Here is a 17,481-nt window from a genome sequence, read left to right as displayed (position 1 = left end):
CTTTGGGTTGTTGCTAGATAACGCTGATGTGAAGAGATTGGATAGTCATGATTGGAGAAAGCAGGAATTTGAGCATTTTGAAAAGGACATGACCAGTGAGAGTCCACGGTTTCCCTGCATATTCGGCTCGATGGGACTCAACCGTAATGAGCTACGGTTCTCTTTTTTTAATGATGTAGAAGATGATTCCATAGAAGAGCTTGCAAAGGCATTGAGAGAATATGTGGAACAGGCAAGGAGCTTCGGAAACTATACCTCCATGGTTACATTCTTTAATATTGACAAGGATTTATCCATCCATGAATATCAGCATACATTTTGGTCCATCCTGACCCGGCTGCACACCATCGACTTGAAAGAATGGCCAGAATCCATACCGAATGAAGAGAATGATCCTTTATGGGAATTTTGTTTTCATGGGGAACCCATTTTTGTCGTTTGTAACACACCAGCACATGAGATCAGAAGGAGCAGACGTGCGAATACATACATGATTACCTTTCAGCCCCGATGGGTCTTTGATTCGATTGGCTTGGGAACACCAAAAGGAGATAAATCCAAGGATTTGGTGCGAAGCTTGCTTCGGCAATATGATGCAATTGATCCATTCCCGCATCTTGGGATCTACGGAAGTCCGAATAATCGGGAGTGGTTGCAATATTTTATTCCAGATACCAACGAAGTTTCTGCTACAGCGCAATGCCCATTTCACCATATGAGGAGGAATAGTATGAGTTCAGTGCAATATATCCAAGGATCTGACGTCACACTTGAAGAAGCTGTAATGCAATTGCTGCCTGTAACCGGTTCGGTTGAGGTGCAAAGAGATACACCATTCAGGGAGCACAAATCTCATACCCATCCGACAGACGAAACCCTTTTAATCATAAGTGGCGATATTACGTTCTATACAGAAGAAGGCGAGCTGCATTGCACGCCTGGTGATCGCATTCTGCTTCCAGCTAATACGGTGCACTCTTCCAAGGCTGGGGAGAATGGAACGTTGTATATTATTGCTTTGGAGTTCGTGGAGCAACCGAAAGAAGAGGTTCTGGCATGAGTCGGTCCTCCGTTGGTCTGCTCATGAGAAAAGGTTTTTTCCTGCATGGGGATCATATTGAAGCTCTGGGGAGAATTTTTGAGGAGGTCCATGTATGGACCTCTGTTCCTGGGTATGAACAAGATCCGCGCTTTCGGTCCGTTCAGCTTCTTCCCAAGTATGAGAATGTGGAAGAAATAATCGAGCAGGCGAGAGAAAAGGGAGTCTCGTTTTTTGTTACCTGGCAGGAGACGGATATTGTGCTGAATGCCAGATTGAATGAAGGATTGGGAAGACAAGATATCCCTGTTCAGGCAGCTGAAATTGCCAGAGACAAGTCCAGACAACGTCAGTTTTTGCAGCAGCAGAACACAGCTTGTCCGGTATTTCATGCTGTAAATACGATGGATGAGGCCGTTTCGGCAGCAGCAAGTGTAGGTTATCCGGTTATTATCAAACCGACACTGGCGGCATCCAGCAGCCATGTAGCGCTCGTTCATTCTCTTCTCGAATTGAAGCAGGCCTTTGATAGCATATCGCAACTTGCCGTTTCGCAATCGGGACTGTATTTTGATGATGAATGTCCTGCAATAGCGCTGATTGAAGAGTTCCTTCCGGGTGAGGAGATCACACTGGATGGAGTGGTCGTCCACGGAAGGTTTTATCTGGGGGGTATACACAACAAACTCAGAATGCCAGGTCCTTATTTTGAAGAGGATGAATATACCCTGCCTTTCCAGGGAGAATCCAATGTGGAAAAAGATCTTTGTGAGATAGCTCGGCAAATATGCACAGGTCTGAAGCTTGAAAATGGACTGTTTAACGTTGAAGCCAGACAAAACGCAAACGGGGAGTACAAAGTGGTGGAATTCAGCTGTCGTATCAGTGGGGGGCATGTCTATCGCAATATCCGCGATGTATACGGGACCGATCTGGTGACCGCCCATGCTTACGGTCTTCTGGGCCAGGATGCGCTTGCTGCCCATTTTGCGAAACGAACGGCTCCGAAGTGTGCAACCTGTATCAAATTTGTCTACCGTGACGGGAAAGTATTGAATAATGCCAGCGGTGAGGCAGCAGGAGATGTCAGATACCGGGCTTATTATCCGGTGGCTACCAAAGGAAGAGTGGTCCACTCTGCTCCAAAAGGATTCGACATCACAGGTCTGCTGTCTGTGCGTACTCAATATGAGGGTCCTGAGGATATTGAATTGGTTAAACAGGCTGCAAGGGTTCTTGAACAAAAGCTTGATTTGCAAGTTGCTGAGGTGAGACAGCTGCAATGATGCAGACTATTCTGTTCATCCTCTTCCTGTCTATTACCTTATGTGGAGATACCATCTTGAATATTACCCTGATCTGGTCTGTACTGGAACAGGGCGGGTCAATTACTCATCTAAGTATCATTATTACGATAATGAGTTTGGTGCCTATTTTACTGCAAAAATATAGCTTTTTCCTAAAAACGGCCCTTAAAGAGCGACCATTGCTGATTTTCGGCTTGGCCCGTATTCTGGGCATTGTGTTTCTGCTTGTGTTTTTGATTCAATTTTCAGGTAATACCAATGTGTATGGTTTATATCTGATTGGTGGTATTTTCTCCGTGATTCTGTTTTTGTCCAATCAAAGCCTGGAAATCTACATGTCCCAGATGGTATTGGACGGGAAAATCAAATCACACAAGGCCTCGCATGACTTGCAGACTGCAATTCAGATTGGTGCATTTGGAGGGAGTGCGGTAACTGGAATCCTGCTCAGTATAGGTGGGTTACCAATGATCTCGACGGTACTGATGGTGACACTGGCAGTGGGTATGTTGGCTCCATGGCTCATTCCTATTCTGTCCCGATCCGGGCAGGTGGAGCAGAACGTACAAAAAGCAACAGCGGAGGCTCCGCAGATTACGTACTCCGACGCCATTCGGAAAAAAGTACTGAACATGACCATACTGGCGGTAGTTGTATTAACCGTTCAATTGGGAGCAATTAATTTTATAGTACCGATTTTGTTCCATGATATCTATAACTGGGATTCATCCCGGTATGGGGCCATGGGTGCAGCGATGGGTCTGGGTGCCTTTCTTGCAACACTGATTCGTAAATGGGAACATCGAATTCCAATGTATTTATTCATCTTAATTGGCGTGATCGATATCATCATTGGCACAGTACAAGTGTTTACAGTGTCGTTGATCTGTGGATTCATGCTTGGGTTTGTGTTTAACCGGACACGTATTATGCAAAGATCGGTCATGTTTGATAACTTGCGTAGCCGTGAAGAGACCATGAAATGGTCAGGGAGATCAACGTTCGCTACTCAATTTACAAGATCTGTTGTCCCATTGGTGCTGGCACTTCCGCTGTCGCTGATGGGGCAGGAGAACACGGGTGTGCTGCTAGGAACACTTGGTGTTACGGTGACGGTTATCCTTTTTTTCGCCATCCGATTGGAGAACAGATTGCCACTTCAAGGTACCGGATCGATCATTGCTGGGGATAGTAAACCTTCAGTTTGAAACAGGGATACAACCCGTAACGGTTGGGAAATGAATTATACGAAGGGTCAGCCAGGTACGCTCTGGTTGGCCTATTTTTGATGTGTCAAAACGGAAGGCTTGTGGATAACCCGAAAGCAGTTTAGTGATCCCGTGACGTATTTTACACGGTCTTAATACTATATGTGGATATCCTGTGTGTATAATGACCTAAATGTGGACAAGTAAGGAGAAGCTTGAGCCAGAGAGGATCTTTTGTTAACAGAAAAACTTGTTTTTATATAACTAGTACTATATAGTTCTAAATATGACAAATCAAAAATCGAACACAGGACCTGCCAAATCCAAGAGTTCCAATCCGGTGAACCGGACCAAGGCAGTTGAAGTGGCGGCACAATTATTTCTGCGTCAGGGGTACAGCTACGTCAGCATGGATGAGGTCGTGCGGGTGAGTGGAGTATCCAAGTCGAATATCTATTATCATTTTAAAAACAAGGAGGAACTGCTCCAGGCCGTGGTGCAATACTGGATTGCCCAGTATGAATCGGAGCTGTACCTGCTGCTCAGTCAGCGCGAGCGAGGGGTAGAGGAACGTATTTACTCATTCATGGCTATGCTGTCAGCAGGCATTGAGGGCCGGAATTACGAAGGAAGCTGTCCGTTTGTCACGCTATATATGCAGACACCCGACAGTGCCCCCCAAGTGAAGGAAAGCATATCCAGATTCTTTCGTGAGCTTAGACCTATGGTGGAGAAGCTGTTTCAGCAAGGTTTGGATCGCGGTGAATTTCGCAAAGAAATCGAACCGGGACCGGCTGCGTTGTTGTTTATTGCAGCATTAGAAGGTTCATTAATCCTAGCGGGAACTGCCCGTGATGTTGGGATTATAGAACAATCGGCACGTACATTTTGTCAGATGCTTCGTTAATCGAAGCTCTTTTTTTGAATATAACTAGTACTATATAGTACTAAAGGGAGCTGTAACGGAATGAATATACATTCAACAAACATGAATCAGGTAGTAAGCAAGTCCGATATTACAGCCACGATTATTTTCATGACAGGTAGTACAGGTTTTATCGGCAAAGAAACGGTCAAGCAACTCACGCAGGGAGACGCACAATTGCTCTTGTTGGTTCGTTCGGAGCAGCGGGCCAGAACTGTGCTGAAGGCTTATGGAGTGAAGGATTTCGACCGAATTACATTTATTACGGGTGATTTATCTCATTCGAGTCTTGGAATGACTACATCGGATCGAGAGCGCGCTCTTGAAGCGAATGTAATCATTCATGCGGGTGGAACCATGGACGTTACCTTGAACCGAAAAGTAGCCGAGCAGATATTTATGAACGGGGCCAGAGAAGTGACACAGCTTGCACAGGAGATCCACCGTAACCACGGATTAAGACACTTTATCCACGTTGTTGGTTATATGAGTCCTTATGGAGACCGGAATGAACAGGGGAATTATCTACAGGTTGAGCATGTGGATAACAATGAAAGTGCGTATGAAGAGATGAAGTTTCATGCCGATCTGCATATTCGCGAGCATGCGGAGCAGCATCACTATCCCTTATCCGTTGTGAATCCGAGTACAGTGGTTGGACCGCGTCCCACCGGTGAAACCGAGCAAATGGGTGGGATTGGGCTGCTCATTCAGGCGATTCAGAAAGGACTTATGCCGGTAGTGCCGGGAGGTTCATCCTATTGGTTACCGCTTGTGGAGAATGACATTGTTGCACGGACGCTTGTTTTCTTATCCAGGGAAACCGCTCCAATCGGAGGAACCTATCCACTGTTGGCGCGGAAGGAAGACAGTCCCAATATGAAGGAACTGTTGCAACTTCTAGCGCAGCAATTGGACGTACCCAAGCCCAAAGGGGCCGTACCACTACCATGGATCCAATGGATCATGAAATCAGGTGGTTCACGCATCAGTGGTGTTCCAGCGGAGTCGGTTGCTTTTATTACCAACAGGTCATTCCCGGTTGAAGAGACGGAGGCTCTGTTCACACGTATGGGGCAATCCTGGCCGGACATCCGGGAACAGCTTCCGCTGGTGACAGCCGATCTGGATTATCGTTTTCGTTATACGCCGTTACCTGAGAGTTTTCCGACAGACTATATTCGATCGCGGAGCGGAAATATGGCTATGCTTGGTTGGGAGGGTGAGGGAGAGCCTTGGATTATTGTACATGGTTTGCTCCAATCTGCCGATGAGATGTTACCTTTGGGACAACAGCTTAGGGAACAGACCGGGAACCCGGTGTGGCTAATCGATCTTGCTGGATTCGGACGGTCCCCTGTGCATCAGGGAGATGAGGCATTTGAAGGTCAGGTGAATGCGCTACTTAAGGCGCTTGGTGAGTTCGAAGGTCCTGTGAAGCTGGTGGGTCATTCGATAGGTGCAGCTATTGCAGCTGCGGCACAGATTCGTAGTGGACGGACAGACATTCGGCTGGGTTTGCTTCAGCCAGTCGCTAACAATTCGAATCCGAATGTACTGAGATGGATTTCCCGTTTGCCAAGAGGTGTGATGCGCTCCATGCTGCGTGGCAGATCGGAAAAAAGTTGGAACCGGATGTTCAGTGCATACAGCGATGGAGAAGACAACAGTGTTAGGGATCATACGATGGCCAAGAGAATACGCTCCAACCTCCAATCTCCTCGAATTGCGGGAGCACATGCGGATTTGTTGCGGTGGATCCACTCTGGTCAGCGAAAAGGCGCCAGATCAACGTTGTGGGCGAAATTAGAAAGCCAGCACCACGCCAACAATGCATTAGTCATATGGGGCAAGGAAGATCGAGAATATCATTATCCCCGGGATATGAACTCACAGATCAAACGCATAGATGTGCCCTATGGGCATTACTTTCCGACGTTTCAGTATAAGGAAACAGCTGCAATCCTCACCGAATGGTCCGATACCGTGAGATGAGTTCAGATTCGGATATGCAGGAATCCCATGCTAATTGTCGAAAGGGTCAAGTCGGGTTGTGAAGAGATACACCATAGACAGGAGAGATACATGTATGAATCAGCAACGTGTGGAAATCAGTAAAAATGTGCTAACTGAGTGTCTGGGGCTGCGTAGCGGAGAGAATCTGGTGGTTGTCGCAGACGATATGAAACGGGATTTGGCGGAATCCATCTATGAGGCAGGAAAAGCACTTGGAGCAGAGTCGGTCCTGCTAATTATGGAGGAACGCAGCAGATCTGGAGAAGAGCCGCCTGCGCCCATTGCAAAGGCCATGATTCAGGCGGACGTAGCTGTGTGTATAACGCGATATTCATTAACCCATACCCAGGCACGCAAACAAGCGGCTGCATCAGGAACCCGAGTGGCAACGATGCCTGGTATGACAGAGGATATGTTTATGAACGGAGCCATTACAGCTGAATATTCGCAAGTAAAGGCGTTGACCGAGAAGGTAACGGCTCTATTAACCGCAGGTCGCCATGTGCGAATAGAGAAGCAGGGCCATAGTCTTTCCTTTTCCATTGAAGATCGTAACGGTGTACCAAGCACAGGTATGTATTTGAACCCTGGTGAATCGGGCAACTTGCCGTCAGGAGAAGCTTATATTGCTCCCGTTGAGGGCAAGGGCGAGGGCAGTATTGTTGTAGATGGTTCCGTTGCTGGAATTGGGGCACTCCGTGAACCGATGTTATTAGCTGTTAGTGAAGGACGGTTGGTGTCAGCTGAGGGACCAGATGGGGCTCAATTACTGGAAACGCTTGGTGAGGGCGATGGTCGTTTTCTCGGCGAATTCGGGATCGGTACCAATAACAAGGCACGAATCACGGGTGTGGTGCTGGAAGATGAGAAGGTGTACGGCACAATTCATGTGGCCTTTGGCAGCAATAACACATTTGGTGGAACGATTGCCGCGGGTGTTCATATTGATGCAGTTGTGCAAAAGCCGGACGTGTACATCGATGACAAGCTGATCATGCGTCAGGGTGAATTGGTCGAATAACTGAATAACTGCATTGAAGGCAATTGGGCATGTCCACAACGTGTCCACAGTGATGGATAACTGGAGCGAAAATTCAGATTTTACGTCAGATTTACAAACAAATACACAACATGTCCACATTAAAATAATGAATATCCACATGAAATGCTAAACATATCCACAGCATGTGTGCAATATGTGCACAACTTATCCACAAATCAGGTATAACTCATGTTTTCACTCGATAAAACAGTCCTTTTGGAGTAATAAAACGAGTTATCCACAGAAATTCCGTTTTTTTGTTCCAAGTATTTGAAAACATAGAAACAGATCCATAAATATGGGGATAAAAAGACCAAAGATCAGCATCAAGCCGATCTTTGGTCTTTTTTTTGCAACTAAAATAATGAGACTGATGTCAGGTTACTTACTCTCCGTATTGAAACGACTGACTTCCAACAGCAACTGATCCGCATGATCCGATAATGCTTTGGCGGCATCTGCGATATTACCAATGGACTCGGATTGCTCCGTGGTCGAGGACGCAGCTTCTTCGGTCGAAGCTGCACTTTGCTCGGCAACTGCTGCGAGCCCGGTAATGACATCAGAGACCTGAGCAGCACCTGATTTGATACTGTTCATGCCCGAAGTAATGGAATTGATCTGAAGAATAATCTCCTCAATGGACTGACGGATATTCTCAAAAGATGCCGACGTCTCTGCCATAGAGTCGGATTGGGCTGCACTATTCAATCTGAATTGCTCCAGCTCTGCTGCACTTTGCTGACCTGCAGTATTCAGATCTTTCAGCAGCTGATCGATACCCGCTACAGACTGTGAGGACTGTTCTGCCAGTTTCCGAACTTCACCCGCGACCACTGCGAATCCTCTGCCATGCTCTCCGGCGCGGGCAGCTTCAATGGATGCATTCAAGGCCAGTAAGTTGGTTTGGGCGGCAATGTTCTGAATACTGCCCGTAATTTCGGAGATTGCTCCAATTTTGCTGAGTAGTAGTTCATTGGATGTTTCAACACGAGTCGTGGATTGTTGCCCAACTTCAGAAAGATCCATCTGGCGGCTAATAGCACTTGTGCCACTTTCCATGGCCTGAGTAACATCCAGTATCGTTTGCGAGGCTTGATGAGCCTCATCTGTAATCTGATCAATGACTTGATTAATGCCAGATACCATTTCTGCACCGGATTGGATCGATTCAGCCTGTTCACCTGCACCCTTGGCAATCTCTTCAATGACTGTGGAGATCTGACCTGCAATTTCATTGCTGCCGGAAGCTTCCTTGTACATCGTTTGAGAAGAGGCTTGTACTTGCTGTGCAGAGTGATCCACCTGTTGAATCAATTGACGCAGAGAAGTGGACATGGCATTGAAAGAAGTACCTAATTGGGCAATTTCATCTTTACCTTTGACGTCAACTTGCACCGTAAGATCGCCTGCGGCCAATTGTTGCGCACTGTTCTTCATATTCAGCAGGGGTTTGATCGTTCTGAGCGCGAAGAAGTAGGCCAGAGCCGCCAGCACCACGGTGAAAATAACGATAAACGCCAGATACAGCTGTCTTGTCTTGGTGAATTCCGCCAAGGCGGCAGCTTTGGAGATGGAGGTTGCTACAATCCAGTTGGTATTCGGAATTTTCTCGTAATAGATTAACTGCCGATCGTTATTATACGTATATTCGGACAATCCGCTAGGTTGATTAAGCATCGTGCCCACGATCTCTGTATAGTCACTCTGTTCGGCGAGTGGTGTGTTCAATAGCTCTTGATTCGGATGTGAGAGCACAACACCCTTCTGGTCCAGCAAAAAGGTGAATCCGTTGTCTGTGTGGATCGAACTGATCTCATCCTTAATGGAATCGAGTGATATATTTTCCGATATGGCCCCTTGGAAATTCCCGTTCTCGTCATGTAACGGCACGCCGATGAAAATGGACTGTATACCGGCTTTGGTGACATAGGCATCACTGAACGTAAGTGCGTTCGAAGCTTTGATGGCTACGTACCATGGACGCTCGCGTGCATCGAAGGTGGCATCTGGTATGAAGCCTGCTCCGTCTAAATATGTACCGTCTTCGAGGCCGAAGTAAATGGTGGCGATATCCTCTTTGTTAGAGGCCAGTTGGAATGCTTGTAAATGTTCCATGCTGATCTCATTGAGTGGTACCGTATCATCAATGACTTTGCCCAGTGTTTCGATGACTTTGGCTTGAGTCAAAGCCCATCCATCGACTTCTGTTACTGCTTTTTGAACTGTGCTTTGCAGCTCATTGTCTACGGATTCTGTCGCTTGCTTCTCAATCACGTACAGCGCGATATAGCTGAGTGGCGCAGCGAGCAGAATGCAGATGGTGGTGACGATGACAATGACTTTGGTTTTGAGCGTCATGATTTTCCTCTTTTCTAATCCTGTATATACTATTTATATCGGCAGTTGATGCAGTAATTTTATATGGCATTTAATAGGAGGTGAGCGGTTCAAGATCAGATTTCTTCACGGGCACAAGCAGCTACACAAGTAGCTCTTTCACCCGGCGTGATCCAAGAAAATGGAACTTTGTTGAATCCGACAGGGCAAATGAGCAGAGCGGAGACAGCAACTGTAATGCAACGTTTGTTGAAGTTGGAAAAATTGATCTGAAGCCTAAACATTTGACTGAAAATAACCGATACACCAAAGTAACATCTAATGGGACGAAAGTACCTGTGGTGACTTGGTGAATGCGAACCACAAGCAGGTCACTTTTCCCAAAAAAAGTGCTCTTCTTGTGGTTTTGTTTTAATATTTATAGTGATCTGATTATACGGAATGAGAGGGTATGGGGATAATTATGGATGAGGGCATGCAATATATTAATTTTTCGGTAGGAGACCAGATCTTTGCACTACGAATTGATGAAGTTCATGAGATCATCAGAATGGTGCAGGTGACAACGGTCCCATTTGGAAGTCCGGAGATCCGAGGTTTTGCTTCGTTGTATGGTAAGGTCGTTTCGGTTGTGAGTCTACGTGTATTGTTAGGCATGCCGGACCAGGAGGATACCACTTCTACACGTATTATTGTGGTGCCTTACAAAGGTGGATTTGTACCGCTGATCGTAGATATGGTCGATTCTGTCGTAAGTTACGATCGTTTCGAGGAACCTGCTGAGGAACATCGCCGTTTCATGCTTGGAGTTTTTGACAAAATCGGGTTCTGCGAAGATCATCGTGCAGGCATTTTGAACCTGGATGTATTGCTGGGCAGCTTGATCAGATCATAGTAATATAACGATCCGTAATTCTTTGAATATTCAGTATTATCCTTAGTTTGACCCAAATGTTCCTCATCCGCTTTTCGGGAGAAGGGACATTTTTTTGTGCCGCTAGGGCGTGTCTGAAAACTCCGAAAGATGCACTTCAGCGAGTTTTGAGACACGCCCTAACCATCGAAATATCCACTTTTTGTGGGTAAAGGTTTTTAAATCCGGTCATTTTCGTATATGATGGAGAGTAACAATGCGAAGGGATGACGGGAGACTTTAATGATGCAATCGCTGTATGGAGTATGGCTTGGTGACGTATTTTTTTGTTTTTCCGGTGAAACATCGGAACCACGTGTGGATGCATGGAGCCACGTGGTAAGAAGGTTGAATTTTGGCGACGGGGGTCGTCTGTTTCAGCCTGCCGCTCTGCGTCTTGCGGAGCTGCGCTGGCCGAATCCGCTGAGGAACACGGCTGAAGCCAAGAACACGAAGCGGCGTCAGCTGCTGGGACGCACATTGGAAGGATTGGCAGTCTCGCCTAAGGATGCCTTCAGGCTGCTGCTGCAATGGGATGACCGTTTGTTAAATGCAGCTGGAATTCAGGTTGGAGAAGAAATGCGTTACTGGATCAAGGCGGCGCAGTTCACACAGGAGCTGCTGTTGCGGGGAGCAATTGCTCCATCGGCTGAATTCGCAGCAAAGACCGGCGCAAGGCGACGGACCGGGCAAGAGACATTGACGGGAGTATGGCGGCCACGCTTGGAGCAGGAGGAGGACATCGAACGATTCCGCGATCTTGCTGAAGCGATGCCTCCCATTGGTTTGGCTGCTCCCGGAGCTTATGCTTCATTGGAACCGGAAACGCGTGAAGAAGCAGGGGCGGCGGTATTATTTTCATTCATGAGTGGAATGATTCATGCTGTAGTGACAAGTGAACTTGAAGGTATGGACAGTGAACTGTCCCGTTACCGCACTCCTTATCGACGCGGATCTTCGCCAGTAGCTGAGCTCTGGTGGAACAGTCTGATCTCGATGTTCCGTCCTGTAACGGTGCAAGGGCCGACGGACGACATGACAGCATTTATTCATACGTTGCAAGAAGCTGGTGGAACGACGATGCCGATCGTGGGAGCCGAAGAAATGGCTCCTGCTGAAGGCCAATTGAAGCTGGTACTCCGCTTGGAGCCGCCACTGGGCGAACATGAATCGATCTGGGGAATAAGCTTTTGGGTAGACAGTGAGCAGGAAACGAGCCTGAGGTTGCCTGTACGCACCGTCTGGGCACATCCAGAGCGTGATCTAGACCGGGGGAAAGTGTTATATACCTCGGCTGCAGAACAGTTGTTGATGGCACTCGGGCATGCAGCAGAACTGGCACCTGAGCTAGAGACGGCGTTACTCACCGCTCGTCCAGAGGGAATCAAACTGGAGCAGCAAGGTTTCTTTGAATTCCTTACGCATGCCGTTCCGCGTCTGCAAAAGGCCGGGATAACCGTTCTCATGCCTTCCAAATGGAGTCGTGCCGGTAAACGTCGTGCGGGACTGCGTCTGCAGATGTTGAATCGGGGAAATGAGCGGTTGCCTGGAGCTACATCGGCACTTGGCATGGAACAATTGGTTGCTTTCAAGGCGGAGCCTATGCTGGATGGTAAACCAGTCACGGCCGAGGAACTTGCAGCACTGGCTGATTCCTCAGTCCCGTATGTCATGTTCCGCGGTGAATGGATTGAAGTGGATACGAAAGAAATTCGCCAAGTCCTGCGTTATATGAAAAAAGAAGAAGAACAATATATGCCTCTTTCCGAATGGCTGCATTTGGCCGCGGATGAAGGGGAAGATTCCGCATGGAAGGGGCTATCCGTCTTTGGTGCAGAATCTGATGGGCTGCTGGCTTTCCTGCTCGATGGACAGGTGCTTCGCAGCATTGAACCTCGTCAGGTTCCGGCAGAATTGCATGGTGAATTGCGTCCTTATCAGGAACGGGGATACCAATGGTTATCCGCTATGCGTGAGTTGGGCTTTGGCGTATGTCTCGCGGACGATATGGGACTTGGGAAGACCATTCAGGTAATTACCTGTTTGCTGGACCGAAAACATGAGGAACGGCAGGCAGCCGAAGAGGAAGCGCGTGAGAATGACATGCTGAACGAAGCAGATGATTCATTCACGGCGGCTGAGCACACGAATGTGCAACCCGTTCATCTGCCTGCGCTCATTGTGTGTCCAACCTCGTTGCTTGGGAACTGGCAGCGTGAACTGAAACGGTTTGCCCCGGATCTGTCGCTGTACATTCACCATGGCGGACAACGGTTGCACGGGACCGAATTTCAGGCAGAAGCGCAGACGCATGACATTGTACTCACGACCTATCATCTGGCAGGCAGAGATGGGCCAGATCTGGCTTCGCTGCACTGGTCCACCATCGTGCTGGATGAGGCTCAATATATTAAGAACTATCGTACTAAACAAGCGCAAAGTGTGATGCGTCTGTCTACACTTCATCGTATTGCGATGACAGGAACACCAGTAGAGAACCGACTGAGCGAACTTTGGTCCATTTTCCAGTTCCTCAATCCTGGGTATCTGGGCACAGCTTCATCGTTCCGTCAGCGGTATACGGGACTCGGCCCATCCGAAGAAAATGCAGCATCCTTGCGTGAGCTTCATCGATTGGTATCTCCATTCATGCTGCGCAGGTTGAAAAGTGATCCGGATATTCGCAAGGATCTGCCAGAGAAGCTTGAACTGAAATCCTATTGTTCTCTGACGCCGGAGCAGACGGTGTTGTATCAACGTGTGGTGGACGATCTCATGGGTGGTTTGGACGGCAGAAACGGTATTGCCCGGAAGGGGATTGTTCTGTCATCTCTGACCAAGCTCAAGCAGATCTGCGATCATCCGGTGCTGGCGGACAGCAATCGGAAAGACCACGGTAAGGCTGAGGCATCTGGTAAGATGGAACGTTTGCTTGAACTGCTGGACGCCATCCGTGATAATGGGGAATCTGCCCTGATCTTCACGCAGTATGTTGCCATGGGAGATCTATTGGTGTCGAGGTTGAAACAGCGATACGAGGAAGAACCGTATTTCCTGCATGGCGGTGTATCGAAGTCGCAAAGAGACGATATGGTAGAGACTTTCCAAAAAGGAGAAGGGCCGTCCATGTTTGTTCTATCTCTTCGTGCCGGTGGTGTAGGTCTGAATCTGACACGCGCGAGTCACGTAGTTCACTATGATCGGTGGTGGAATCCCGCGGTTGAGAACCAGGCGACGGACCGTGTATTCCGAATCGGGCAGAATCGCAATGTGCAGGTGCACAAGCTAATCTGTCAGGGAACGCTGGAGGAACGGATTGATGAGCTGATTGAGAGCAAGAAGGCACTCTCTGAGCAGGTTGTTGGTTCAGGTGAGAACTGGCTGACCGAGATGTCGGATGATGAGTTGCGTGGCCTGATCTCGCTTCAGGGAGAGACGTGGCTGTGACCTTGAAAGATCAGGAGAATATAGATGTTGAGAAAGGGGGATTGTTGTGAGTGAAAAATGGAAGATCGAGCTGCATATGTCCCCCAGTGGATGGACAGCAGAAGTAAATACAGCAGCGGATGCGGATCAGGAAATTTCCGTTCGGGCTTTCGCTGCTGAGGGCAAGACCGGATCAGCCGCAGGCATGTTCACGGTCACGGGAACGCCAGCGCGACTGAGCGAAGCCCAGCGCGAGGCTGTACTGGCTCAGCTGCGGAAGCGTCCGCTGACGCTGTACGCCCTGCTGCGCGGCGGCCCGGCGCCCGAAGAGCTTGCCGGGCTACTGCCGGCAACGCTCGCGCCCGAGGGCTCGCCAGGCGCAGCAACGGCCAGCGCGGCCGTGGCGTGCACCTGCGGCCGCCCAGGCTGCGCGCATGCCGCAGCCGCCTCGCGCGCCGTAGCCGCGCGCCTCGCGGCTGAGCCGCTGCTGCAGCTGGCGCACGCCGGCCTGCCGCGCGAAGCGCTGCTCGCCGGCGTGCTGGGGGCATGGGCGGAGGAACTCGCCCATGATCCCAGCGGCCCCGGCCGCGCAGCGGAAACAGCTGGCCGCCCGCAGGTGCGGGGCGGCGAAGGCGGCGCAGCCGTCGGCGAGTGGATCGCCGAGGCAGCCGCGGACGGCGCCATGCACCAGCCGGGGCCAGGTTTCGGCGCCGTTGAGGTGCGCCTTGCGCAGCCGGGCAAGCCGCCGGCGTTGCCGGAGCTGACGGCGCTGCTGCCGGGCGTGCCGGCCACCGCAGGGCTGGATCTGATCCGCGAGCGTGTAGCCGCGCGGATGTGGCAGGCTGTCCAGAAGAAGACGGACAGTCCGGCAACCAAATGATGCACTCATCAGAGCGGGGGAGATCTCAGATCACCCCTGCTTGTTTTTATTGCATAATCACTTTTTTGTATATTGGATATATGAAGGCATATTCCCATTTCACTTCTATTGTGTACAGCACTGGGATGTTGCTCTAAAAGTCCAAAAAACGATCATACAGGCTGTACAGCGCGTATACGTTCATCCGGATCTCTTCTAAAGGAGGTCTTTACCGGTGGAGCTTCGCTCCCAATTAAGGTATACTGTCGCAGGAAGACTGCGAGCAGACAACTAGACAACATTTATATTATGGCGATAGGAGTTTTTACATGAAATCACGTACAGGAAGACAGCGCCGCATGGTGGTTATGCTGTCCTCATTGATGATATGCGGAGCATTGCTTGCCGCGTGCCAGAATGGCACAGAGGAGAGCCAGGATCCGAATGGAACAGGCAACACACAACAAGAGTCGGACGGAACAACCGTTCATTTTACGGAAGATAAGGGAACTGACGGCGATAATACTGGCGGGGATGATACGTCAGCTTCAGGCAACAGTGGTGAAGGGACGGATAGCGAGTCAGATAATGGTTCATCAGGCGAAGAGCAGGATTCTTCAGACGATGGTAACGGGGCGACAACGGAAGATCCATTGATGGAGAAACGCAGCATCAGCGCACTGCAAACGACGATTGATGCACAATCTGTGGTGACCAATGCCGAGTCTATGACCGTCATTGTGAACAAGCAACGTAGTCTGCCTGAAGGGTACGAGCCGGACGATCTGGTGGAGCCGAATGTACCGTTCTCCTTCGACGAACCACACGAGAAGCGGCATATGCGCAAGGAAGCTGCGGAGGCGCTGGAGAAGTTGTTTGCAGGTGCAAAAGCGGATGGCATTGAGCTTCGTGCGGTGTCCGGTTATCGTTCATATCAGCGTCAGGTATCCATCTATAACAATAATGTCAAAACCAAAGGTCAAGAATACACGGATCGCGTGAGCTCTGTGCCAGGCCGAAGCGAACATCAGACGGGTCTTGCCATTGATGTATCCAGCCCGAGTGTGGGCAATGTGCTGGAAGAGGTATTTGGCACATCGAAGGAAGGCCAGTGGTTGGCTGAACATGCTGCAGAATACGGATATGTCATCCGTTATCTGCAAGGTGAAGAAGATACAACAGGATACGTCTATGAGCCTTGGCATATCCGGTACATCGGTACGGATTTGGCGTTGGATGTAGCGAAGAGTGGATTAACTCTGGAAGAATACTTTGATGAGGCTAATATCAAGTTGTAATCCGAATGTTTTATTCTTAAAGATACTAATTTTCCTGAAATCCCCTGAATGTCTGTCCGTGATCTAACCAATGGGCAGCCATTCAGGGATTTTTTTGTGCGTAAATGATGTTGGACTGATATAATTCATGTTTAATCAGAAGAAGAGACAAATACAATCAAAGCGAGGGACGAGAGAATGAGTAGACAGCAGGTATTTACCGGCTCCCCATGGGAACCGTTGGTGGGATATTGCCGTGCCATCCGTGTAGGGAACCGAATCGAAGTGGCGGGTACAACCGCGATGCAAGATGGTGTAGTTGTTGGGGCAGGTGATCCGTATGCACAGACAAGGTTCGTTTTGCAGACGATCGAGAATGCACTGAAAGAACTGGGGGCTGACATGTCGCATGTGGTGAGAACCCGGATGTTTGTGACCGATATCTCCAGATGGGAGGAAGTTGGCAAGGCACACGGTGAGTTTTTTGGACAGATCCAGCCTGTAGCCACCATGGTTGAAGTTAGCGCACTCATTGATCCCTTGTTGATGGTTGAGATTGAAGTGGAAGCGATCGTTGAAGATGAAGTCCAATCCGGCTAATCCTGGCGATGATCTGAGGGTTTCCTAAGGAACACAGGACGTCTTATTTGGCCCTCAGGTCCTCTTTTAAAAATGTAAGGAACATCAGACAGTTTATTTCCCGAATTTCTCTGATAAAAACGATGTAAAAGGCTATTTATTGTGATATAGCTTGTCTCAGGTTCCTTCAATTTCTGCGAGTGCTTCAAATCCTTGAATAAGACGCCTCAGATTCGTTAGCGCTAAGTCCACTTGCTCGTACATTCAGTAGGCAATCCATGTCGTATGCAGCGCACGTCGCGCATGCCTGCTCTGGACAAGTTCAGGTGCGCTTGGGTTTGAAGCAACATTGAAGATACATTCTACAAACCTAGAACCAAAACCATAAACTAAAAAATAACCTTACCCGTGTCTGTCATAAGACAGGCGGATAAGGTTATTTTGATTAGGATAGCCGTATAGCTGCGGGCTGGTCATCGTGATGCGTTACACTCATTTACAACACATGCCAGAAGATACATGTGGTTTGCAATATTCAGCATCAGCATAG

The 17,481-nt window shown here is 48.9% G+C and carries 12 protein-coding genes; 11 read left to right on the top strand and 1 reads right to left on the bottom strand.

The annotated features are described in order from the left end of the window. Positions 1-7 precede the first annotated feature (7 nt). The 6 genes from HF638_RS14075 (at position 8) to HF638_RS14050 (ending at position 7,516) form a co-directional block, all read left to right on the top strand. Entirely contained in the window at positions 8-1,060 is a 1,053-nt protein-coding gene (locus HF638_RS14075; RefSeq protein ID WP_169480764.1) for a YqcI/YcgG family protein, read from the top strand. Next, positions 1,057-2,325, top strand: a complete 1,269-nt coding sequence (locus HF638_RS14070) for an ATP-grasp domain-containing protein (protein WP_169480763.1) — start codon at positions 1,057-1,059, stop codon at positions 2,323-2,325. Before HF638_RS14075 ends, HF638_RS14070 begins: the two co-directional genes overlap by 4 nt. Next, a complete protein-coding gene (locus HF638_RS14065; protein ID WP_169480762.1) occupies positions 2,322-3,554 on the top strand; it encodes an MFS transporter in 1,233 nt (410 codons plus the stop codon). Before HF638_RS14070 ends, HF638_RS14065 begins: the two co-directional genes overlap by 4 nt. A 340-nt stretch (positions 3,555-3,894) precedes the next feature. After that, positions 3,895-4,461: a TetR/AcrR family transcriptional regulator gene (locus HF638_RS14060; RefSeq protein WP_062837307.1), complete on the top strand. Its 567-nt coding sequence runs from the start codon at positions 3,895-3,897 to the stop codon at positions 4,459-4,461. 60 nt (positions 4,462-4,521) lie between these two features. Beyond that, positions 4,522-6,474, top strand: coding sequence for an alpha/beta fold hydrolase (locus tag HF638_RS14055; RefSeq protein WP_169480761.1), 1,953 nt, complete (start codon positions 4,522-4,524; stop codon positions 6,472-6,474). A 94-nt stretch (positions 6,475-6,568) separates the two neighbouring features. After that, positions 6,569-7,516 carry an aminopeptidase gene (locus HF638_RS14050; RefSeq protein WP_169480760.1) on the top strand — a complete coding sequence of 316 codons (948 nt, stop codon included), beginning with the start codon at positions 6,569-6,571 and terminating at the stop codon, positions 7,514-7,516. A 402-nt stretch (positions 7,517-7,918) separates the two neighbouring features. Here HF638_RS14050 and HF638_RS14045 read toward each other — a convergent pair whose 3' ends face one another. Continuing rightward, on the bottom strand, positions 7,919-9,898 hold the full coding sequence (locus HF638_RS14045; protein WP_169480759.1) for a methyl-accepting chemotaxis protein: 1,980 nt from the start codon (positions 9,896-9,898) through the stop codon (positions 7,919-7,921). 454 nt (positions 9,899-10,352) lie between these two features. Between HF638_RS14045 and HF638_RS14040 the strand changes: the two genes are divergently transcribed. From HF638_RS14040 to HF638_RS14020, 5 genes are all read left to right on the top strand, one after another. Continuing rightward, complete coding sequence (locus HF638_RS14040) at positions 10,353-10,772, top strand: chemotaxis protein CheW (protein ID WP_169480758.1); 420 nt, start codon at positions 10,353-10,355, stop codon at positions 10,770-10,772. Between the two features lie 261 nt (positions 10,773-11,033). Beyond that, a complete protein-coding gene (locus HF638_RS14035) occupies positions 11,034-14,237 on the top strand; it encodes a DEAD/DEAH box helicase (RefSeq protein WP_169480757.1) in 3,204 nt (1,067 codons plus the stop codon). A 46-nt stretch (positions 14,238-14,283) separates the two neighbouring features. Then, on the top strand, positions 14,284-15,096 hold the full coding sequence (locus HF638_RS14030) for a hypothetical protein (RefSeq protein WP_169480756.1): 813 nt from the start codon (positions 14,284-14,286) through the stop codon (positions 15,094-15,096). Between the two features lie 308 nt (positions 15,097-15,404). After that, positions 15,405-16,373, top strand: coding sequence for a M15 family metallopeptidase (locus HF638_RS14025; RefSeq protein ID WP_169480755.1), 969 nt, complete (start codon positions 15,405-15,407; stop codon positions 16,371-16,373). 177 nt (positions 16,374-16,550) lie between these two features. Next, positions 16,551-16,952, top strand: a complete 402-nt coding sequence (locus HF638_RS14020; protein ID WP_169480754.1) for a RidA family protein — start codon at positions 16,551-16,553, stop codon at positions 16,950-16,952. The last annotated feature ends 529 nt before the right edge of the window (positions 16,953-17,481 follow it).

It is taken from the genome of Paenibacillus sp. SZ31 (genome assembly GCF_012912005.1).
Taxonomy (GTDB): Bacteria; Bacillota; Bacilli; order Paenibacillales; family Paenibacillaceae; genus Paenibacillus.
This window is presented reverse-complemented; position numbering and strand designations above follow the sequence as displayed.